The organism is Gaoshiqia sp. US2 (genome assembly GCF_059705485.1).
Window position 1 is genome coordinate 3215258 of record NZ_AP048550.1, and the last position, 21898, is coordinate 3237155.

A 21898-nucleotide genomic window follows, 5' to 3' on the forward strand; every position below is an offset into this window, starting at 1 on the left:
GCACATTTGTAAGTACCGTGAATAAAGCAAGTTGTGTGATTTTCAATAAATTATAATTATGAAAAATTATTTGGCCGCTCTCCTTAAAGCCCGGTCAAGCTTGATTTGGCGGTTATTTTTAAATGCGATAATACTGGCATCCGGAAACACGTTTGTTGCCTGCTCATGCAATTTTATGATTTTTTCGATGTTAGACGAATTTCCGGTCATGTAGTTGTATATGCCGGAGATTTCCACCTCTTCAATTTCTTCAAACGAGCTGAATACCTCGTTTTCCAAATCCAGTCGGGTAGGGCTGGAGATTAAATGAACCTTAAACGAGTAGTCTGATTTTTCGTCCTGACTCTGGCTGCGGGTGGTGATGTATACGTCTTTGCCGAAATCCATCGCCGAGAAATGGACGTAACGTTTTGGATTGCTGCGGATGTCTTTCATCAGGTAATCCAGGCTCAGGCTCAATTGGGTCAGGTTATTATACAAGCCGGTATCGTTTATTAATAATCCGGCAGTACCTTCGCCTTCATTTATTTTTTCGATGATTTGTTTCATGTTTTCAGCTGAACCGGCAAAATCGTTTATCAGGCTTTTAATTTGCGTGTCGGCAATACTGTCGCTGATATTTGAAAAATTTTCAGCAATATTGGCAAAATTGACAGCACTGTTACTTAGGGTGGCGCTCAGCTGATTCAGGTTTCCCAGGATCGCATGAATATTTTCTCTTTCGGCAAGCAGCAAGGCGTTCAGGTGTTCGGAGGTTTCTTCCAGGTTGATGATGGTCCGGTTGATGTGCTCAAAACTTTCAGATAAATTTTGGCGGGTTTCGGCGTTAAATACATAAGTTACCACGGTTATGGCCGAATCGAGTGACGCCAGCAACTGTTCGGCCTTGTTTTTTAACGGCAATACCTGCATGCTGACTTGTTCTTTTAATCCTTCTTCGATGGTTCCAGGGATGGTATCATTTTCCTGGTAATATTCATTCGATTGGTTAATCAGCAGTTTTACGGATTTCGTTCCCATGATGTCACTCGAAACAATTTGTGCAATCGTTCCTTTCGGAATTTTAAAATCGCCTTCAAGTGAGAAAGAAACCAACAGACTGCCATCATTTTTTTCGGAGATATTGATTTTTTTTACTTGTCCAACCTGATATCCGTTCATGGTCACTGCGCTGGATTCAAGCAATCCGTCGATATGGCCGTAAACAACGTAGTAGGTTGTATTCTTGTTAAAAAAGTCAATGCCTTTCAGGTAGTTCAGCCCCCAAATAAAGACAGCGATGCAAAATGTAATGAGAATTCCGAGTTTTGTGTATTTGGATAATTTCATCCGTATAAATTTGTGTATTTCGTTATACAATATTAAGAAGCATTGTGCAGGAAAGCAAACGATGAAACCGGCCTAAAGTTTTATTTTTTGCAAGGCATTTTGCAGCGGAACCTGATTTTCATTTTCAAAAGCTGTAATAAAAGCATCCCGAAAATGCTTAACGGCTTCGTCTTTTCTTTTGGTGATCTCGTCGTATGAGCGTTCTTTCCCGTAAAAATATTTAAAAAGACCATCCTTTTCAACGACAAAAACATTCTTAAGTCCTTTGAAGTTGGCAGGTGTTGGTGCGATACGCCTGGACGAAACGGCGAGTTGGACACTGAAGGTAATATGGGTGTTTTTTTGGATATCGGTTATTGGTACTTCTTCCGTGTTTATTTTTTCGTATTCCTGGATAGGTTCTGTTTTTATGTCGGTGTGTTCTGCCAGTTTAATTTCACTTCTTGATTCCAGCGAACTTTTATAGTCTTTAAACGCCCGAAAGATTGCCGAGGCAAGGTAGGTCTGGCCGTCGTCTGAATTCATATACTGGGCTTCCGACTGGTTACTCAGAAAACCTGCTTCAATTAATACGCCGGGCATGCTGGTTCGTCTTAAAACCAGGAATCCGGCCTGTTTCACGCCCCGGTCTTTTCGCGATGCCCTGTTCCTGAACTGATCCTGAACCAGGGCCGCCATGCTGATGCTCTGGTCGAGGTATTGATCCTGCACCATTTCAAACATGATATAGGATTCAGATGAATTTGGATCAAATCCTTCATATCGGGTTGAATAATCATCTTCCAAAAGGATTACCGAGTTTTCTTTCTTTGCCACATCAAGGTTTTCGTTGGTACTGTGAAGTCCCAGTACGAATGTTTCGGTGCCGGTAATCGAAGGCGTCCCGCAATAGTTCGCATGCAGGGAGATAAACAAGTCGGCTTTGTTGCTGTTGGCAATTTCGGCTCTTTGGTGCAGCGGAATGAAAATATCTTTATCGCGGGTGAAAATGACTTTGGTATCGGGCATGTTTTGACGGATATACTCTCCCAGTTTGAGCCCCAGCTTTAAAACGATGTCTTTTTCCCGGATGTTTCGGTAAACGGCTCCCGGATCTTTCCCGCCATGACCGGGATCAATAACAACGGTAAACGGCTTTCCCTGAATATTTTTTGAGAATCCGGATTGGCTTATCGGGATCGTAAAAATAAGCAGCAGCAAGATGTAATAATGTGTATTCCCCATGGTGAAATGAATATAAGTCAAACAAAAATAGAAATATTAAAATTATTTTGCATTTGTTGAGTCTTTAGTCACCAATGAATTTATATTTTTGTGGCCAACCAGCCATGATGGCTATCTAATTTTCTGTTTTGATAAGAAAACTAATAATATACTTATTTTTGTTTGCCTGCTTTTCTGTTGCTGCGCAGGAGCAACCAGACACAACGATTCTGGTAAAACCGGAGCCGCTGATGGTGACTGATAGTTTGCTCAGGGATGAAACAAAGCTTGTACCGGATAGTATAGAATTTAGTCTGAGTAGCGAACCGGCAGATAGTTTGGCAGGCGATAGTCTCAAAATTCAGAATCAGAAAAAACCTACCGTACTCGAAGCGCCCATCAATTATACTGCTGTTGATTCAATTATCGTGTCTCTCGACGGGCAAAAGGTGTTTCTGTACAAATCGGGGGTGGTCACTTATCAAAGTATTGAGTTAAAGGCCGACTATATCGAGCTGGATTTGAACACCAAGGAGATTTATGCCGAGGGGCTTCCTGATTCGGCCGGAGTTGTACAGGGTTCCCCGGTGTTTAAAGATGGAACTGATGAGTTTGAGTCTAAAGTGCTTCGCTACAATTTCCAAACGGAGAAGGGGATAATCTTGGATGTAAAAACGGAGCAGGGAGAAGGCTATGTGCACAGTGAGCGAACCAAAAAAATTGATAAAGACTCGTTTATTTTGAAACATGGCAAGTATACGACCTGTGATGCCGATCATCCTCATTTTTACCTGCACATGACCAAGGCGAAGGTCATTTCAAATAAGAAGATTATTACCGGGCCTGCCTATATGGTGCTGGAAGATTTCCCGATTTATTTTCCCATATTGCCTTTTGGTTTTTTCCCGAATACGCCTTCTTATTCGTCGGGCATCATTATTCCTTCGTACGGCGAAGAGTATAACCGTGGTTTTTTCCTGCGCGAAGGTGGTTACTACTGGGCTGCCAGCGAGTTTTTTGATTTAACGCTGAAAGGTGATATTTATTCAAAAGGCTCGTGGGGAACTTATCTGAACTCAAAATACAAGAAACGGTATAAATACTCGGGGAACGTTGATCTTCGGTACAATGTAAACAAATACAGCGAAAAAGATCTGCCCGATTACAGCCGGAGCCCCGGGTTCAGTATCCGGTGGTCGCATTCACAGGATAGCAAGGCTAACCCTAATCAAACGTTTTCTGCGAGTGTTAACCTGTCGACAACCAGCTACGATAAGCAAAACTCGTACGATGTAAGCAGTTATTTGAGTACGCAAAAATCATCCAGTATTTCGTATACCAAAAAGTGGGAGAATTCTCCCTTTAATATGTCGGCAAACTTCAGGCATTCGCAAAACTCAACAGATTCGACCATGAGCCTGAGCTTCCCGGAACTGACTTTCTCGATGGCTAAGATTTATCCGTTCAGGGCAAAGGTTCGCACGGGCAAACTCATGTGGTACGAAAAAATCGGCTTTAATTATACCGGAAATATTAAAAATTCAATTACGGCAAAGCAAGATGTTATTCTGGAACAATCGTTGATAAAAGACTGGAAGAATGGCTGGAAACACTCCATCCCGATTACCCTGCCCAGTTTTAACCTGATGAAATACATCAATGTGAGCCCCAGTGTAAGCTATTCGGAAAGGTGGTATACCAATAATATGAACCGCCGGTATTATTATGACCATGTGGCCCGTGAAGGCACATTGGTGGTGGATACCATTTACGGATTTAAGCGAAACTATGATTATTCTTATAGTATCAGTTCATCGACCAACATTTACGGGATGTACATGATGAAAAATCCAAACTCCCGGATTAAAGCGATTCGCCATAAAATGACTCCTTCATTAAGCTTTAGTTATCATCCTGATTTTGGCAATCCAAAATACGGGTTTTGGGACAGTTATGTGGATGAAAACGGGAAAGAAATCTTTTATAACCGTTTTGAGGGCGCCGTGTTCGGATCGACCGGGCGGGGAGAAAGCGGATCAATCAGCTTTAACCTGGCGAACAACCTCGAAGCCAAAGTCGCGGCAAAAAATGATACGACCGGGAAAGGTGATAAATTTGAGAGAGTAAAAATTATTGATAACCTGGGTCTGAGCGCTTCCTACAATTTGGTGGCCGATTCATTAAACCTCAGTAATATTCAAATTCGCGGACGTACTACCGTGAAAGGGATCAGCATTAACTTTGGAGGTACCTTAAACCCTTATATGACTGATACAACCGGCAGCAGGCTGATCAACGAATATGTTTGGAACCATAAGTCGGGCTTAGCCAAGCTGGGGCGCTTAACCAATGCGAACCTGTCGTTTGGAATGTCATTCAAATCGAAAGATAAAAAGAACCAGGGAGCCGGCGCCGGCGATGAGCCGGATGGTGATGCGGTTAGGCCCGAAGAGTTACCGGTAACCACCATGATGGGGCCTGTTTACTACGATTTTACAATGCCCTGGGAATTTCGTTTTGATTACAGTTTCAGTTACAACCGTTCAAATCCGTTCAGAACGGCAACAATCAACCAAAGTCTTAATTTTAACGGGCGGATGAGCCTGACGGATAAATGGAATATGGCATTAACGACTAACTTTGACGTTCAGGCTAAAAAATTCTCGTTTACAACGATTAATGTGACCAGGAACCTGCATTGCTGGAATATGAGTTTCAATTTTGTGCCTTTCGGGCAACGCCGAAGTTACAGTTTTTCACTCAATGCCTCTTCTTCCATGCTGAAAGACCTGAAGATAAACAAACAGCGCAGCTGGTTTGATAACAGGAATTTTTAACGCACGTTCAAACTTGCCCGTTTCTCGACGGGAATAGAAAAACCTTTTCTCAATTTAGCTGTTTATAAAAAACGACAAGTTAGTGTGATTTTATCCTTAAAATAAACATCGGGAAGGCAATAGAGATTTCATTATATGAATGAATTTTATTTCTTTGCAAATTAATAATTAAAAATCAATCTAAATAAATTGTAATGGTAATTGCTAAAAACAAAATGGTTTCTTTGACTTACGACTTACGGATCGAAAGTGCAGAAGGAGAATTGATAGAGCAGGCGACTGCCGGGAGGCCATTAAACTTTGTATACGGAGCTGGAACTATGCTTCCCAAGTTCGAAGCTTTGCTCGAAGGTTTGGAACAGGGAAAATCATTTGAAATAAGCCTGGCATGTGAAGATGCTTACGGCGATGTTGATGAAAATGCGATTGTTGAACTTCCCAAAGGTATTTTCCTGATTGATGGCAAGTTTGATGAAGAGATGATTAGTATCGGCAACACCGTTCCGATGATGAGCACCAGCGGTCAGCGAATGAATGGCCTGGTGCTGGAAGTCACCGACGATATGGTGAAAATGGATTTTAATCATCCGCTTGCCGGCGAAGATCTGTTTTTTCAAGGTGAGATTCTGGAAGTCAGGGATGCAACTGATGAAGAAATTGCGGCTACCGTAGGCGGCGGCTGTGGTTGTGGAAGCGGCGGTTGCGGCGACCAGGGTTGTGGTTGCGACGATGAAAGTTGCGCCACCGAAAAAGCGCATGGCAGCTGCGGCTGTGGCTGTTAGTAATACTCAGTTTTTACGAATTGCTTCTGATTAATCAGAAGCAAATTTTTTATATTTCAAGCATGAACAGCTTCGGACAAATTTTCAGGTTAACATCGTTTGGCGAATCTCATGGCCGTGGAATTGGAGGAATCATAGATGGCTGCCCTGCCGGACTTGAGATTGATTCTGATTTCATTCAACACGAGCTGAACCGACGTAAGCCTGGTCAGTCAAAAATTACTACACAGCGGGATGAAGCGGATCAGGTTGAATTTTTATCGGGTATTTTTGATGGAAAAACTCAGGGAACACCCATCGCTTTTGTTGTTTGGAACAAGGACCAACATTCGGGCGATTATGATAATCTGAAAGATGTATTCAGGCCGTCACATGCCGATTATACCTACCTGAAAAAGTACGGTAGCCGCGATCACCGGGGTGGGGGACGTTCGTCTGCCCGCGAAACCATTGCCCGGGTTGTGGCAGGCGCTGTGGCCAAGTTGTTGCTGAAACAGGTTGGAATTCAGGTGCAGGCATATGTTTACCGCGTTGGCGAAATTAGCCTGGATAAAAGCTACCGGGAACTTGATCTGAGCCTGACGGATACAAACATTGTTCGCTGTCCGGATCCGGTGGCGGCGGAAAAAATGATTGCCCGGATTGAAGAAGCCGGGCGAAATCACGATACGGTTGGCGGTGTCATTCAGGGGGTCATTCAAGGCGCTCCTGTTGGGCTTGGCGAACCTGTTTTTAATAAATTGCATGCTGATTTGGGGCATGCGATGCTTGGAATTAATGCCGTAAAAGGCTTTGAATATGGTTCCGGGTTTGAAGGAACAAAACTTTCAGGATCCGAACACAATGATATTTTTGTGAAAACTGAATCCGGTATACGGACAAAGACCAATCATTCCGGGGGGATACAGGGTGGTATCAGTAATGGAGAAGATATTTTCTTTAACGTTGCATTTAAACCCATTGCAACCCTCCTGAAAGAGCAACAAACGGTTGATAAAGAAGAAAATGTAACCGTGATCAATCCCAAAGGTCGTCACGATCCCTGTGTTTTACCGCGTGCCGTACCTATTGTTGAAGCCATGGCTGCGTTAGTGCTGGCTGATCATTATTTGTTGAGTAAAATAAATCACTTGTAATGCCAAGAAAAAAGAGAGACCGCAAGCTTTTAGCTCCGCCTTCCATAAAGGGATTATCAGTTTATGGCCCTAAAAACAGATCAGAGCAGATTATGCTGTATTTTGAAGAATATGAGGCCATCAAACTGCTGGACTATGAGAACATGACACAGGAAGAAGCTTCAGTTTGTATGGATGTTTCTCGTCCAACCCTGACGCGAATTTATGAATCGGCGCGGAATAAAGTGGCCCGATCGATGGTTGAAGGGAAAGACCTGATAATTCGCGGGGGAAATTTTCAGTTTGATGAAAACTGGTTCTGTTGCAATTCGTGCCAGGCAAAATTTAACTTGTTATCCGAAAATGATAAGAACTGCCCTGTATGCAGTTCAACCGAGATAATCACATTAAACCAGTTTTACACCGAAGATTAAACTCGTATTGTTTCACCTTCGCTTTTTGCGATAACTACTGCGGCGCAGCTGTCGCTCCATACATTGACGGCAGTGCGGTACATGTCTAAAATACGGTCGACGGCCAGGATAAATCCAACGCCTTCCAGCGGAAGGTTGACAGCTGTTAAAATAACGGTCATCATAACCAATCCGGCCATGGGAATTCCGGCAGCGCCAATCGATGCAAGCAAAGCGGTTGCTACAACGATCACTTGCTGGCCGAAACCGAGCTCCACCCCGTAAACCTGAGCAATAAAAAAGACAGCAACGCATTCATAAAGCGCCGTACCGTCCATGTTGATGGTTGCTCCCAATGGCAAAGTAAAACTTGTAATTTTATTGGAAACACCGCTTTCATTCTCAACGGCGTCCATCGTTAAGGGCAAGGTGGCGCTTGATGAAGCGGTTGAAAAAGCGGTAATCAGCGGGCTGATCATATTTTTCAGATGCTGGTAGGAACGGGCTTTGCCAATAAACCTGACAATTACCGGCAGGGTAATAAAGGCATGAACCGTTAAGGCGACAAAAACAGTCAGCATGTAAAAAGCCATACTCCCGGCGATTGATGCCAGCTGGTCTGCATTTCGGGCCACTTCGGTGGCTACAATCCCCAAAATTCCCAGCGGGGTGAACCGGATAATAAACATGGTCACTTTCATCATAACATCAAACAGACCATCAAAGAAATTAGTCAGAGTTTGTTTATAATTGTCGTTTACCCGGGTAATGAAAAAGCCTAAAACAATGGAAAAGAAAATAACGGACAGGATGTTTCCTTCGGCCATGGCCTGAATAATATTATCCGGAATCATCCGGATAAAAATATCTTTCACCGACGTCCCTTCTGCCGTGAATTCTTGAGTAGGTGAAGTAAATCCTAAATCAACACCAACGCCGGGACGGAAGAGATTGACAAATAACAGCCCGGTTAAAATGGCAAATAACGAGGTCAGTAAATAATACGAAATGGTTTTAAAACCTAATCGTCCCAAACTTTTACTGCTTCCCATGCTGGTAACCCCGCTGACAATCGAACTGAAAATAAGCGGAATAATAATCATTCTCAGAGCACGTAAAAACAACTCGCCCAACCAACTGATATAGCCAACATGCTCATTAAAAAAATAACCAAATAAAACAGCAGCGATTAAGGCAGTAAAAATTTGCCAATGCAGCTTCAATTTCAGAAGGTTCATAGCGTAAGGGATTGATTATGCACAAATCTAACTTTAAAAAACATGTTTACCAACATAATCCAGGATAAACGAATTCTTCTTATTTTAGCAGCACAGTACAGCACAATACAATATACTATAAAATTTTTAAACACGAATAGATATGAAAAATCGTTTAATCGGACGCTTGCCTAAAGTTGGGATACGTCCTGTTATTGATGGGCGTGAACGCGGTGTTCGCGAATCGCTGGAAGAACAAACCATGAATATGGCGAAAGCAGCCGCGCGGCTGATTGAAGAAAATCTGCGTTTTCCGTCAGGCGAAAAGGTGGAATGTGTTATTGCAGAAACAACCATTGGCGGTGTGGCCGAAGCCGCAAAATGTGCCGACCAGTTTAGCAGGGAAGGAGTTGGCGTTTCGTTAACCGTTACCCCCTGTTGGTGTTACGGTACAGAGGTAATGGACAGCGATCCGCTGGTGCCGAAAGCCGTGTGGGGTTTCAACGGAACCGAAAGACCCGGGGCCGTTTACCTGGCAGCAGCTTTGGCCGGATACGCGCAAAAAGGCTTACCGGCTTTTGGAATTTATGGCCGCGATGTTCAGGATGGAGGAGATACAACAATTCCGGAAGACGTAAAAATAAAGATTCTTCGTTTTACGAAGGCTGCTCTGGCTTCTGCTCAAATGAAAGGGAAATCGTACCTGTCGATTGGTTATACCTCTATGGGAATTGCCGGCTCAATGGTCGACGCCAATTTCTTTCAGGAATACCTGGGAATGCGTACCGAATTTGTTGAGTCGGTTGAGTTAATGCGCCGGATGGACGAGGGTATTTTCGATAAAGAAGAATATGGAAAAGCGCTGACCTGGGTGAAAGAAAACTGCATGGAAGGCCAGGATCGTAATGCGCCTGAAAAACAACACAGTCGCGAACGGAAAGACTGGGAATGGGAAACGGTGGTTAAAATGACCCTGATTTGCCGCGATCTGATGATCGGTAATCCCAAGTTGGCTGAGCTTGGCTTCGGCGAAGAATCAAAAGGACACAATGCCATTGCCGGCGGTTTCCAGGGACAGCGCCAGTGGACCGATTATTATCCGAATGCCGACTTTACCGAGGCGATCCTGAACTCTTCGTTTGACTGGAACGGTATTCGCGAAGCCTTTGTATTTGCCACCGAAAACGACAGTTTAAATGCTGTGCCCATGTTATTTGGCCATTTGCTGACCAATACAGCGCAGATTTTTTCGGATGTCCGTACTTACTGGAGTCCGGAAGCGGTGAAGCGGGTAACCGGAAAAGAACTGACCGGATTGGCTAAAAACGGGATTATTCACCTGATTAACTCCGGTTCGACTACACTTGACGCGACAGCCCGGCAAAAAGATGCAGGCGGAAATCCGGTGATGAAGCCTTACTGGGAAGTAACCGAGGATGAGGCAAAAGCCTGCCTCGACAATACCCGCTGGTGCCCGGCAAGCCTGGGATATTTCCGTGGAGGCGGCTACTCGTCACAATTTAAAACGGCCGGACAAATGCCGGTTACCATGTCGCGCATTAATTTGGTTAAAGGAATCGGGCCAGTACTTCAAATTGCCGAAGGTTGGACGGTTGAATTACCCGACGATATTCACCCGATCCTGGATGAACGGACTGATCCTACCTGGCCCACAACCTGGTTTGTTCCCCGTTTGAATGATTCTGACAACTTTAAAGATGTATACAGCGTGATGGCGAACTGGGGCGCTAACCACGGCGCGATTTCCTATGGCCATATCGGGGCCGATTTAATGACACTGGCTTCGATTTTACGCATTCCCGTGTGTATGCACAACGTGGATGCGAAAGATATTTTCCGTCCGAGCGCCTGGGCTTCTTTCGGAATGGATAAGGAAGCGGCCGATTATAAAGCCTGTCAAAACTACGGACCCTTATACCGTTAACATGATGTTCACAAAGGGACAATATGGTTTTGATCTTGAAAAACTGAAGGAAAATTTTTCGACAATAGAATTAGTAGCGGGACCATCACGACTGGTGTTGGTCCCCGAACTTCAGGGGAGGGTAATGACCAGTACCACTTCAGGGGAAGACGGATTCTCATTTGGTTGGATTAATCATCAGCTGGTTACGTCAAACGAACGTTCGGAGCAGTTCAACGCTTTTGGAGGCGAAGAACGTTTATGGCTGGGACCGGAAGGCGGACAGTTTTCGGTGTATTTTGAAAAAGGAAAACCGATGGTCATAAACAACTGGAAAGTTCCTGCATGTATCGACACCATGCCTTGGGAAGTCAGGGAAGTGATGCCGGAGATGGTTACTTTTTTCAAAGAATTTTCGGTGAAAAACTATTCCGGAACGGAATTCAGTTTGGCCGTTACCCGGCGCGTGGGAGTTATTTTCCCGGAGGAAGTGGCTGATATTCTACCGGTTGAGATTGGGACTTCCATAAAATCTGTCGCTTACGAATCCATCAATGAAATTAAAAATAATGGTTCTGACGACTGGAATAAAGAAACCGGTTTATTGTCGGTTTGGATGCTTTCCATGTACAACCCGTCGCAGGAGGTTACCATTGTGGTTCCGTTCAAAAAAGATGGAAGCGGCGAGATTGTAAAAGATGATTATTTCGGTAAAATTTCCCCGGACAGGCTAAAAATAGCGACTGATGCGGTTTACTTTAAAGCCGATGGAAACCAACGCGGTAAAATTGGCATTTCACCCGAACGGGCTATGCCGGTTTTGGGAAGTTACGATGCTAAAAACGGCTGCCTGACTATTCTGGAAACCTCAATCAACCCGGAAGCTTCGGACTATGTTAATTCGTCCTGGGAAGAGCGTCAGGAAGAACCCTTTAAGGGGGATGTCATCAATGCCTACAATGACGGACCGCTGGACGGCGGTGGCCAGCTTGGACCATTTTACGAATTGGAATCATCTTCGGCAGCTCTGGCATTAAAAGCGGGCGAGACAAAATTTCATTTGCAGCGGACCTACCATTTCGAAGGAAATGAAGAAGACCTGAGCCGAATTGCAGAAAAAATACTGGGCGTTTCCATTCAAACCATAAAAAAGGTTTTTGATTGAACATGTATTGACGCCAAACCAAACATTTTAAAACTAAACAAACTAACTGACACGTGAAAAAAAAAGAAAGAGTTATTCCTGCGGAATACCTGGTTCCGTTTATTCTGATTACAAGTTGCTTTGCCCTGTGGGGATTTGCCAACGATATCACCAACCCGATGGTCGAAGCATTCTCGCGGATTTTCAACATGGGAGTTGGCGGAGGTACCTGGGTGCAGGTGGTGTTTTACGGCGGATACGGAGCCATGGCTTTTCCCGCGGCGTTTTATATCCGTAAATTTTCATATAAAGCCGGTATTTTGATGGGCTTGGGCCTGTACGCCACTGGTGCTTTGCTGTTTATTCCGGCCAGCTACATCGGTTTGTATTATCCGTTCCTGATTGCCTACTTTGTTATGACCTGTGGATTGTCATTCCTCGAAACGAGCGCCAACCCCTACATCCTGTTTATGGGACCCGACAGTACTGCCACCCGACGCTTGAATTTTGCACAGGCTTTTAATCCGATGGGGTCGATTACCGGAATGTTTGTGGCAAAAACCTTCATTCAGGCCCGGCTTGATCCGCGGGGAGCAGACGAACGCGCATTGCTTTCTCCTGAGCAGTTTGAGGCGGTAAAAGCAAATGACCTCCACATTTTGAGTTCGCCCTATATCGCCATTGGCGGTGTGATTATTGTGGTTTTCCTGATCATTTTTTTTGCAAGGATGCCAAAGAATGAAGATTCGGATCACAAGCTGAACTTTTTTGGGGCCGTAAAAAATCTCCTCAGGGTAAAGCGTTATTGGGAAGGAGTCATCGCACAACTGTTTTATGTGGGCGCTCAAATTATGTGCTGGACCTTTATCGTGCAGTACGGGCAACGTATTTTTACAGAGCAGTTTGGCATGTCGGCAGGAGATGCTGCACAAAAGGCCCAATACTATAACATCATTGCGATGGGAATTTTTCTCGTTTCACGTTTCATCTGTACCTTCCTGTTGAAATATATTCAACCCGGGAAACTATTGCTTGTGCTTTCTTTGGGAGGAATCGGGCTTTCGGCCGGAACCATGTTTTTGCAGGATATCACAGGTCTCTATTGTCTGGTAGGTATTTCGGCCTGTATGTCGCTGATGTTTCCTACCATTTACGGAATTGCCCTGAGAGGAATGGGCGAAGATGCCAAATTCGGGGCAGCCGGATTGATCATGTCGATTGTAGGCGGAACTTTTCTGCCTAAAATACAAGCTTATATCATCGATATGGGGACCGTATTTACTTTTCCGGCAGTTAATATCTCGTTTATCATGCCTTTGTTTTGTTTTATCATCATTGGTATTTACGGTTATCGCACGTTTACGGTGCATTTTAAACCAGTTTAATCAAGATCCGGCGGGTAATGAAAGGTACTGCGATAGATGGACAACTCCGAAGCTTTTTTCCGAAAGCATTAAGAAAGACTGTCTGTTTTTTAGCCGGAATCGCTATTTTTGAGACGAATATAAAGGTTGTCGTAAAAAACAACCGGGTTAGAATATCCGTTAATGGCCTATCCGGGTCGCTAACGCTTTTCTACTCAATATTCAGATAAGTTGTTGGGTTTATAAGCCTGAATTGCAAAGGCAGTTCAGGCTTTTCGCATCCATAAAATATTCAGCATGAGTTTTAATTTTAAAATAGATGACACATCAGCTCAAACCAAGTTGCAACAACTGATTCATTCCATTAATGAAGCGATCAGTAACGGGCTGCTGAAAGAAGGTGATTTTCTTCCCTCTGTTAATAAACTGAGCAGGGACAGCGGATTGTCGCGCGATACGATTTTTAAAGCTTATACCATCTTAAAACAACGGAGTATTATCTCTTCAACGCCAACGAAAGGATATTTTGTGAATTCCTTATCATTTAAGGTGATGATGCTGCTGGATGATTTTAGCGTTTTTAAAGAACAACTTTACAACAGTTTCCGGAGCCAATTGCCCGAGAATTATTCGGTCGACCTTTTGTTTCATCATTATAATGCCGATGTATTTGAACAACTAATCCTGAATAGTCTGGGGCGATACAGCATGTACATCGTGATGAATATCCACAACCAGCGGATGGAAGACGTGGTGCGCAAGATTGACCCCAATAAATTACTGATCCTGGATATGGGAATGCCCGATAGTCCCGAAATTTCGTACCTGACGCAGGATTTTTATCTTGGCGCCATAAACTGCTTAAACGAAGGGTTGGGAAATATTTCAAAGTACAAGGAATTTCACTTGGTTTTCCCGGCCACCACGCCCCACCCGCAGGAAATAACCGAAGCGTTCAGACAATTTTGCAGCTCCAGCGGGTTGAAACATTCAGTCATTCAACAGATCAAAAATCATGAAATCAGCGCAGGGCAGGCATTTTTGGTTATTAAAGAAGACGATTTGGTTTATATCATCAAAACCTGTAAACAGAACGGCTTGAAGGTGGGAACCGATGTCGGGCTGATTTCATACAATGACACGCCGATGAAAGAAATCGTCGGATCGGGGATTACGGTTATTTCGGTTGACTTTCAGGAAATGGGACAAAAAGCCGCACGCTTTATTGAAACCAAGCAGAAAGTATTTGAAACACTTTCGCCCCGACTGATTCTGAGAGGCTCGCTCTGATAATTATTAAGTTGGGTTCAGGTTGATTTTTTGCGGCTTGTAACGGCAATCAGGCCAATTAACACGACACTAAATCCGGCTGTCAGGTAGCTAATTTCTAATTGCTCATCTTTTCCCATCAGGAAAAAGGAGAATTCATTGATTTCTTCCCAGTATTCCAGACTGAGCAATACCAGGAGGTTGTTGATGGCGTGCCCGGCAATACAAACAAAAATATTACGGGTAATCACCATCGCCCAACCCAGAAGTAAGCCGAGCAGAAAGGTTGCCGGAAACTGCCACGGATTGAGATGAAACAGGGCAAAAAACAAGGCTGAAATTAAAATAGCCGTAATTTTAGAATAATTGCGCATGAAACCATGCATGATAATTCCCCTGAATATCAGTTCCTCAATGACAGGGGCAATAATCACCACTTTCATGAAAGCGCCGTAGATGCCGTAATCGTTCTCAAATATCCGGTCGAACAACTCCCAGAACCAGGGTGGGGCAGGTATCAACTGATCGACAGCCCGGTTGATTTCAGTTAAAAATACATGGGCCGACATTAAAAACAGTGTCATGGGAATAAAAATCAGCGGGTTGAATCGCCTGGCAGGGAAAAGTTCCTTTAAACTTGTTTGGGCTTTCCGGTAGCCAAAAAACAGAATAAAAACAACTGAACCGACTCCCAGCGCGATCTTTTTGAACGGATTGTATAAAAACTCGGTTCCGTGGTAATAATCCCAAACAGCCAGCGGAAAATCAACAATCGTTTGAATGAAAATATATAAAATAACCAGGTGTGCAGCACCCAGTATCGTTGGATAATAATTCGAGCGTTCCTGATTCATTGTTTGATTTTGCACTAAAATAAGTTTCTTTTCTCAAAAAAGAAAAAGAACAGCCTTTCAATTCAAAGCTTATTTCCGACAAACAAAAAGATCAAGGTGATATGCTTTTCAGCTTGCAATAAATCCTGACTTGAAGAACGAAACTCGCTTTGCTGTAATAGAAAATAGTAAATTTGCCGGTATAACCTTGAAGTAAAATGAGGGTGTAAACGGGAATAGGACATGGCGGTTCCCGGCCCGAAAAAAAACATTTTGATTTTTAAACAATTAGTTGTTGAAAAAAGAAGAAAAAACTTTGCTGACAATTTGATTAATTCAGGAAAAAGCACTTATTTTGCGATCTGTTTGAAAAACGTGTGATTCTGCTAAAAAAATAAGACAATGTCAAGAATTTGTCAAATAACCGGAAAAAAAGCGATGGTGGGAAATAATGTTTCTCACTCGAAAAGAAGGACCAAACGTCGGTTCAGTCCGAACTTATTCAACAAGAAATTCTATCTTCCCGGCGAAGATCGTTGGATTTCGTTGACTGTATCGGCTGCCGGCTTGCGTACCATCAATAAGAATGGGCTGAGTGTTGCATTGAAAGATGCTAAAGCAAAAGGTCTGGTAACAAATATTTAAAAAGCTTAAGAAATGGCAAAAAAGGGAAATAGAGTTCAGGTAATTCTGGAATGTACCGAACAAAAGGAAACAAGCGTTCCCGGAACTTCGAGGTATATTACAACTAAAAACCGGAAAAATACAACTGAACGTTTGGAGTTGAAAAAATACAATCCAAACCTGAAAAAAGTAACTGTTCACCGCGAAATTAAATAATTTGAGATATGGCAAAGAAAGCAGTTGCATCATTACAAAAAGGAGCAGGTAAAGGTTATGCCAAAGTAATTAAAATGGTAAAATCGAGTAAAACCGGCGCTTACACATTTCAGGAAGGCGTAGTTCCTAACGAAATGGTTAAAGATTATTTCAAAAAGTAAAATATTTTTGCTTACAGGTAAAAGCTTTCACTTGCAGTGAGAGCTTTTTTTGTTCGGGATGTTTTACAATCCCGGTGTTTTTTCAGGCAGGAATTTCCAGTAACGACGGGGCATATGTTGTGCCTGAAGCTTTGAATTTTTTCGTTCTTCAATATGGATGTGGTCGAAATAGGCTTTCCACAATACCTGGTAGGTTATTTCCTGTTCTTCAAGCAAGTTGGCCCGGATTTTTCCGTTCGTTTCGGAGAATGTCTTTTCAGACAAAACTATTTCCCGGGTTTCCCTAAGGTTGTAAAAGATTCCGTAATCGCGCCTGAGATCATAAATCAACCATTGCTGATCGGCAAAACGATGTTTGAAATGATCGATAGTAAAAGGCAGGACATCATATTCCGGTTCGATGGGCGCAAAGTAAAGGCCGTCTTTTGTTTGCTGAAACCGCACAAACTGGAGTATTCGCATGGTTTCGCGTAAAACCTGGCGTTCAATTTTTTTTAGTTCAAGCACATCCGGATCGCCAAAGTCGGTTTCAATACTTCGTTGTGTATCAAACAGCCGGCGGATAAAACGGTAAAGTTTCATTTCTATCCCCTGGTTTTCAGACAGGAAAGCATGCAAGAGAAGGTATTTGTTCCGTTTGTGCAATTTAGACTGTAAGGCTTTCCATACCCTCCTGGCTTTTTGTTCATCGCCGGGAATTCTCATTTTATCGATAAACAAATTCTCCTGAAATGAGGTTTCCTTACAAATTTCAGTTGGAATAATCTGTTGTGCGTAACATTCGAAAACAACGGTTAGGAAACCTTCAAAACTGCCGTCATATAAAAGAAATGCCATATGCTCAATGTTTAAAATGGAGTAGCGCTTTCGCAGGTGGAGTTGCCTGACTAAAGTGAAACAGATTCAGTTGGGTATCGCCTGTTTTTTTGCCTTTGCAGTGGCTCTCCGTTATTAGTTGGTTCCTTAGCCGTTCCGAATCCCAATAATTTGGATGAGATGGCAGTTCGTTGCAGGTAATAAAATATTGTGCCCGCTTCATCACTACGCCTATTTTTTTGAGGTGATAGCTCGTCAACCGGCGAAATCTGCGTGCATCCACAATCATTCTTGCCGATTGTACGCCAACGCCCGGAATGCGCAGAATCATCTCGTAATCAGCTTTGTTCACATCAACCGGAAAAAGATGCAGGTTTCGCAAGGCATAAGCCAGTTTGGGGTCAATTTCAAGATCGAGGAAAGGTTGTTCCTGTGTTAGGATTTCATCGGCCCGGAAATAATAAAAGCGCATCAGCCAATCGCTTTGATACAGGCGGTTTTCGCGAACCAGCGGAGGCGATTGGAGCGCCGGCAGCCGTTTGTCGTATTCATTAACCGGTAAATAGCCGGAGTAATATACCCGCTTTAATTTTTGTTCGTGATAAAATCCGGAGGCCAGTTGCAAAATTTGCCGGTCGCTTTCGGGGGTGGCGCCAACAATGAGTTGTGTGCTTTGTCCCGCAGGGGTGAAGACCGGCGCATTACGATATTTTTTCCGTTCTTCCCGGTAAAGTTGAATACCTTCTTTTATCTGGTTCATCGGTTGCAAAACGGTGTCGAAATTCTTTTCGGGGGCCAGCCTTTTTAACTCAGTTTCAGTAGGAATCTCGATGTTTACACTTAGCCGGTCGGCATACAGGCCAGCTTGTTGAATTAGCAGTTGGCTGGCTCCAGGGATGGCTTTCAGGTGAATATACCCGTTGTAACGTTCTTCCAAGCGCAGTTTTTTGGTTACGAGCATCAAACGTTCCATCGTGAAGTCCGGGTTTCTGACGACCCCGGAGCTTAAAAACAAACCTTCAATATAATTGCGCCGGTAAAAATTGATGGTTAAATCAACCACTTCCTGAACGCTGAAGGTCGCCCGTGGACGATCGTTGCTCCGGCGATTGATGCAATATGCGCAGTCATAAATGCAGTGGTTGGTCATCAGAATTTTCAAAAGGCCGATACAGCGGCCGTCATCTGTAAAGCTGTGACAAATTCCGCAAGCTACCGCGCTGCCAATGCCTCCCGTATTTTTGCGGTTATTGCCGCTTGATGAGCAGGATACATCGTATTTTGCAGCGTCAGCCAATATTTTTAGTTTTTCTTCAACAGTTTGCTTCATGTTCTGCTATTTTTATCAAATCAGATTAATCGATTTGCAGAATACAATTCAAAATTACTAAAAATATTAGCAATTACTAAAAATATTAGCTAATTTTGAAAGACATTTTTACGATTATATTTGAATGAATTGTGAATCAAATACATCCGTTTTTTTATGAATTACCTGTCCGAAAACATAAAGCTGCTAAGACGAATTCACCGGTTAACTCAACAGGAGCTGGCCGATAAAATCTATGTAAAACGCTCATTGGTTGGCTCATACGAGGAGGGGAGAGCGACCCCTAAAATTTCGGTATTGCAACAGTTGGCTGCTGTTTTTGAATTATCAGTTGATCAGCTTGTCAGTCTGAATCTGGAGCAGGATGGTTTGCCCGAAAACAAGTTGGTGAAGCCTGCTTTGCAGGTTTTGCCAATCGTTGTTGATCGGCACAACGACGAACTGATTTCCATTGTACCGGTCAAAGCTTCGGCCGGTTACCTGAACGGTTTTTCCGATCCCGAATTTATTGGTCAGTTACCCCGGTTTTCCATGCCTGTTCCTGAGCTTTCGGCCGGGAAAACATATCGTGTATTCCAGATAAAAGGAGACAGCATGCTTCCTGTGACAGCCGGTTCATACCTGTTTTGCGAATTTGTGGAATCGGTTTCCGAATTGCGCGACGGACAAACTTACGTATTGATTACCAGCGAAGAAGGCTTGGTGTACAAACGGGTTTATCTGAAAGAAAATAATCAGTTTTTATTGAAATCGGACAATCCGGACTATGAGCCTTATCGGGTATCCGGGGAGTTGGTGCTGGAAATCTGGAAAGCCAAAGGTGTGCTCAGTTTTGAACTTCCGAAACCCGACAGCTTGGATATTACCCGTATTTCGGATGTGCTGGATGAAATGAAAGAGGAGATACGCAAACTCAGAAATTCAGGTTGATTTCTTGGTTTACTGATGTTTATTCTGCTCAAGACCGATTTTAATCCCTGATTATCCGTCAAATTTTGTAAATTGCACACCTAAAAATTTTGAAAATTATGGGTCTTTTCGGAGCATTTTCCAAAGCTAAAAAAGAAAGCCTTGATCAGGGACTTTCCAAAACCAAGGAAAACGTATTTAAGAAACTTAGCCGGGCGGTTGTTGGGAAGTCAACAGTTGATGATGAAGTTTTGGATAATCTGGAAGAAGTTTTAATTACTTCGGATGTGGGTGTGGATACAACGCTTAAAATTATTCGCCGGATTGAAGACCGGGTCAACCGGGACAAATACCTGGGAGTTGATGAACTGAACCTGATTCTGAAAGAAGAAATAGCTGCTTTGCTTGAAGAAAACAACACGGAAGATGTTTCTGATTTTGATCTTCCTGAACGCTCTGATCCGTATGTGATTATGGTCGTTGGGGTAAATGGTGTCGGAAAAACCACGACGATCGGAAAATTGGCCTGGAATTTTAAACAAGCCGGTAAACAGGTTGTTTTGGGGGCTGCAGATACCTTCAGGGCTGCTGCTATCGATCAGCTTCAAATATGGGCTAACCGGGTGGATGTTCCGATTATCCGTCAGAATATGGGATCAGATCCGGCTTCGGTAGCTTATGACACGCTAACCTGGGCAAAAGCTTCGGGCGCCGATGTGGTTATTATCGACACCGCGGGCCGCTTGCACAACAAAGTTAATCTGATGAACGAACTGTCGAAAATTAAGAAAGTGATGCAAAAAGTGGTTCCTGACGCACCGAATGAAGTGCTGCTGATTCTCGATGGTTCTACCGGCCAAAATGCATTTGAGCAGGCCAAACAGTTTACATTAGCCACCGAAGTGACCTCCCTGGCATTGACAAAGCTTGACGGAACGGCAAAAGGAGGCGTTGTTATCGGGATCAGCGATCAATTTAAGATACCCGTAAAATACATCGGAATTGGCGAAAAGATGGAAGACCTTCAAATTTTCCGTCGAAAAGAATTTGTAGACTCCTTGTTTTCTTAATAGAAACACCTATTCAGCGATTAAAAGACAGAGATGAAGAGAGGAAAAGTCAATATCATGACACTGGGTTGTTCCAAGAACCTGGTTGATTCGGAAATGTTGCTGAACCAGTTGGATTTAAATGGTTTTAAAGTGGTTCACGACAGCGACCAGGATGATGCCAATATTGTCATACTGAATACCTGTGGTTTTATTGCCGATGCCAAAGAAGAATCGATCAATACGATCCTGAACTTTGCAGACGCCCGGAAATCGGGGAAACTCGATAAACTTTTGGTCATGGGATGCTTGTCGGCAAGGTATAAAGACGAACTGACCAGTGAAATCCCCGAAGTGGATAAATTTTACGGTAAGTTCGACTTTAAGGAAATCATCAAAGATTTAAATGCCAATTTTTACGAACAGAAAATATACCATCGGGTAAAGACCACGCCAGGACACTTTTCGTACCTGAAAATCAGCGAAGGCTGTAACCGGCATTGTTCGTTTTGTGCCATCCCTCAGTTTACGGGCAACCACAAATCCCGCAGCCTGGAAAGCCTGCTTGAAGAAGCCCAAAATCTGGTGGATGGCGGCGTAAAAGAACTGCTGATTATTGCGCAGGACCTTTCGTATTACGGAATTGACCGCTACGGCGAAAGTAAACTGGCCGAGTTGATTGATAAACTGGCCGATATTGAAGGGCTGGAGTGGATTCGCTTGCATTATGCATACCCGTCAAAGTTCCCGGCAGATGTGCTTGACGTGATGCGTAAGCGCGATAATGTTTGCAAGTACCTGGATATCCCTCTGCAACACATCAGCGACCGGATGTTGGGTATGATGCGCCGTAAAATTACGAAAGAAGAAACCATCAGCCTGATAAAAAAGATTAGAGAAGAAGTTCCCGGAATTGCCTTGCGTACAACTTTTCTGGTGGGACATCCGGGAGAAACCGAAGACGATTTTGAAGAGCTGAAGGCTTTTATTCAGGAATATCCGTTTGAGCGGATGGGCGTGTTTGCCTATTCGAGTGAAGATGACACTTATGCTTTTAAAATGTATAAAGATGATATTCCACAGGAAGTGAAAGATGCCCGCGCCGCCGAATTAATGGACATACAGCAGGAAATTTCGGCCAATCTGAGTCAACGGCAGATTGGTAAAACGCTAAAAGTTTTGGTTGACAGGGAAGATGATGACTATTATATTGGCCGGACAGAATATGATTCTCCTGAAGTAGACGGCGAGGTTTTAATTGATAAATCAGATCATATTCAGATTGGTAAATTTTACCCGGTCCAAATTGACGATTCTGCTGAGTTCGATTTGTTTGGAAAACTGATGCCGGTATAGCCAGATG

The 21898-nt window shown here is 43.5% G+C and carries 20 protein-coding genes; 14 read left to right on the forward strand and 6 right to left on the reverse strand.

Annotated features, from left to right (window positions below; all coding sequences use genetic code 11):
• Nucleotides 1-66 precede the first annotated feature (66 nt).
• Complete coding sequence (locus tag AC6H3C_RS12870; protein ID WP_497515782.1) at nucleotides 67-1329, reverse strand: MlaD family protein; 1263 nt, start codon at nucleotides 1327-1329, stop codon at nucleotides 67-69.
• A 72-nt stretch (nucleotides 1330-1401) separates the two neighbouring features.
• Nucleotides 1402-2553 (reverse strand): N-acetylmuramoyl-L-alanine amidase family protein, encoded by a 1152-nt coding sequence (locus AC6H3C_RS12875; RefSeq protein WP_497515783.1) that lies wholly within the window; start codon nucleotides 2551-2553, stop codon nucleotides 1402-1404.
• A gap of 230 nt (nucleotides 2554-2783) precedes the next feature.
• On the opposite strand from AC6H3C_RS12875, the gene AC6H3C_RS12880 reads away from it, so the two are divergent.
• From AC6H3C_RS12880 to AC6H3C_RS12895, 4 genes are all read left to right on the forward strand, one after another.
• Complete coding sequence (locus tag AC6H3C_RS12880) at nucleotides 2784-5369, forward strand: putative LPS assembly protein LptD (RefSeq protein WP_497515784.1); 2586 nt, start codon at nucleotides 2784-2786, stop codon at nucleotides 5367-5369.
• Nucleotides 5370-5563: 194 nt separating this feature from the next.
• Entirely contained in the window at nucleotides 5564-6151 is a 588-nt protein-coding gene (locus AC6H3C_RS12885) for an FKBP-type peptidyl-prolyl cis-trans isomerase (protein WP_497515785.1), read from the forward strand.
• 62 nt (nucleotides 6152-6213) lie between these two features.
• Complete coding sequence (gene aroC, locus AC6H3C_RS12890) at nucleotides 6214-7287, forward strand: chorismate synthase (RefSeq protein ID WP_497515786.1); 1074 nt, start codon at nucleotides 6214-6216, stop codon at nucleotides 7285-7287.
• Entirely contained in the window at nucleotides 7287-7700 is a 414-nt protein-coding gene (locus AC6H3C_RS12895; RefSeq protein ID WP_497515787.1) for a DUF134 domain-containing protein, read from the forward strand. The genes aroC and AC6H3C_RS12895 overlap by 1 nt, the downstream gene beginning before the upstream one ends.
• On the opposite strand, the gene AC6H3C_RS12900 is transcribed toward AC6H3C_RS12895, so the two are convergent.
• The gene (locus AC6H3C_RS12900) at nucleotides 7697-8917 is read right to left on the reverse strand and encodes a dicarboxylate/amino acid:cation symporter (protein WP_497515788.1); all 1221 of its coding nucleotides are present in this window, start codon (nucleotides 8915-8917) and stop codon (nucleotides 7697-7699) included. The genes AC6H3C_RS12895 and AC6H3C_RS12900 overlap by 4 nt on opposite strands.
• A 142-nt stretch (nucleotides 8918-9059) precedes the next feature.
• On the opposite strand from AC6H3C_RS12900, the gene AC6H3C_RS12905 reads away from it, so the two are divergent.
• The 4 genes from AC6H3C_RS12905 to AC6H3C_RS12920 all read left to right on the forward strand — a co-directional run bounded on the left by AC6H3C_RS12905 (nucleotide 9060) and on the right by AC6H3C_RS12920 (nucleotide 14618).
• Entirely contained in the window at nucleotides 9060-10841 is a 1782-nt protein-coding gene (locus AC6H3C_RS12905; protein WP_497515789.1) for an L-fucose isomerase, read from the forward strand.
• A gap of 1 nt (nucleotide 10842) precedes the next feature.
• A complete protein-coding gene (locus AC6H3C_RS12910; protein ID WP_497515790.1) occupies nucleotides 10843-11985 on the forward strand; it encodes a DUF6786 family protein in 1143 nt (380 codons plus the stop codon).
• A 53-nt stretch (nucleotides 11986-12038) separates the two neighbouring features.
• Complete coding sequence (gene fucP / locus AC6H3C_RS12915; RefSeq protein WP_497515791.1) at nucleotides 12039-13349, forward strand: L-fucose:H+ symporter permease; 1311 nt, start codon at nucleotides 12039-12041, stop codon at nucleotides 13347-13349.
• Between the two features lie 276 nt (nucleotides 13350-13625).
• Nucleotides 13626-14618, forward strand: coding sequence for a substrate-binding domain-containing protein (locus AC6H3C_RS12920; protein ID WP_497515792.1), 993 nt, complete (start codon nucleotides 13626-13628; stop codon nucleotides 14616-14618).
• Between the two features lie 17 nt (nucleotides 14619-14635).
• Here AC6H3C_RS12920 and AC6H3C_RS12925 read toward each other — a convergent pair whose 3' ends face one another.
• The gene (locus tag AC6H3C_RS12925; RefSeq protein WP_497515793.1) at nucleotides 14636-15451 is read right to left on the reverse strand and encodes a CPBP family intramembrane glutamic endopeptidase; all 816 of its coding nucleotides are present in this window, start codon (nucleotides 15449-15451) and stop codon (nucleotides 14636-14638) included.
• Nucleotides 15452-15832: 381 nt separating this feature from the next.
• Here AC6H3C_RS12925 and rpmB point away from each other — a divergent pair, with 381 nt between their 5' ends.
• From rpmB to AC6H3C_RS12940, 3 genes are read left to right on the forward strand one after another with little or no spacing between them, the layout of a single operon-like run.
• On the forward strand, nucleotides 15833-16075 hold the full coding sequence (gene rpmB / locus AC6H3C_RS12930) for a 50S ribosomal protein L28 (RefSeq protein ID WP_423127431.1): 243 nt from the start codon (nucleotides 15833-15835) through the stop codon (nucleotides 16073-16075).
• A 12-nt stretch (nucleotides 16076-16087) separates the two neighbouring features.
• Nucleotides 16088-16270, forward strand: coding sequence for a 50S ribosomal protein L33 (rpmG, locus tag AC6H3C_RS12935; RefSeq protein WP_497515795.1), 183 nt, complete (start codon nucleotides 16088-16090; stop codon nucleotides 16268-16270).
• A gap of 8 nt (nucleotides 16271-16278) precedes the next feature.
• Complete coding sequence (locus tag AC6H3C_RS12940) at nucleotides 16279-16431, forward strand: DUF4295 domain-containing protein (RefSeq protein ID WP_423127433.1); 153 nt, start codon at nucleotides 16279-16281, stop codon at nucleotides 16429-16431.
• A gap of 63 nt (nucleotides 16432-16494) precedes the next feature.
• Here AC6H3C_RS12940 and AC6H3C_RS12945 read toward each other — a convergent pair whose 3' ends face one another.
• Both AC6H3C_RS12945 and AC6H3C_RS12950 read right to left on the reverse strand, forming a co-directional pair.
• Nucleotides 16495-17268 (reverse strand): TIGR03915 family putative DNA repair protein, encoded by a 774-nt coding sequence (locus tag AC6H3C_RS12945; protein WP_497515796.1) that lies wholly within the window; start codon nucleotides 17266-17268, stop codon nucleotides 16495-16497.
• Between the two features lie 4 nt (nucleotides 17269-17272).
• A complete protein-coding gene (locus AC6H3C_RS12950) occupies nucleotides 17273-18577 on the reverse strand; it encodes a putative DNA modification/repair radical SAM protein (RefSeq protein ID WP_497515797.1) in 1305 nt (434 codons plus the stop codon).
• Nucleotides 18578-18733: 156 nt separating this feature from the next.
• Here AC6H3C_RS12950 and AC6H3C_RS12955 point away from each other — a divergent pair, with 156 nt between their 5' ends.
• From AC6H3C_RS12955 to rimO, 3 genes are all read left to right on the forward strand, one after another.
• Nucleotides 18734-19507 (forward strand): S24 family peptidase, encoded by a 774-nt coding sequence (locus AC6H3C_RS12955; protein WP_497515798.1) that lies wholly within the window; start codon nucleotides 18734-18736, stop codon nucleotides 19505-19507.
• Nucleotides 19508-19605: 98 nt separating this feature from the next.
• Nucleotides 19606-20556, forward strand: coding sequence for a signal recognition particle-docking protein FtsY (gene ftsY, locus AC6H3C_RS12960; RefSeq protein ID WP_497515799.1), 951 nt, complete (start codon nucleotides 19606-19608; stop codon nucleotides 20554-20556).
• Nucleotides 20557-20589: 33 nt separating this feature from the next.
• Entirely contained in the window at nucleotides 20590-21891 is a 1302-nt protein-coding gene (gene rimO, locus AC6H3C_RS12965; RefSeq protein WP_497515800.1) for a 30S ribosomal protein S12 methylthiotransferase RimO, read from the forward strand.
• The last annotated feature ends 7 nt before the right edge of the window (nucleotides 21892-21898 follow it).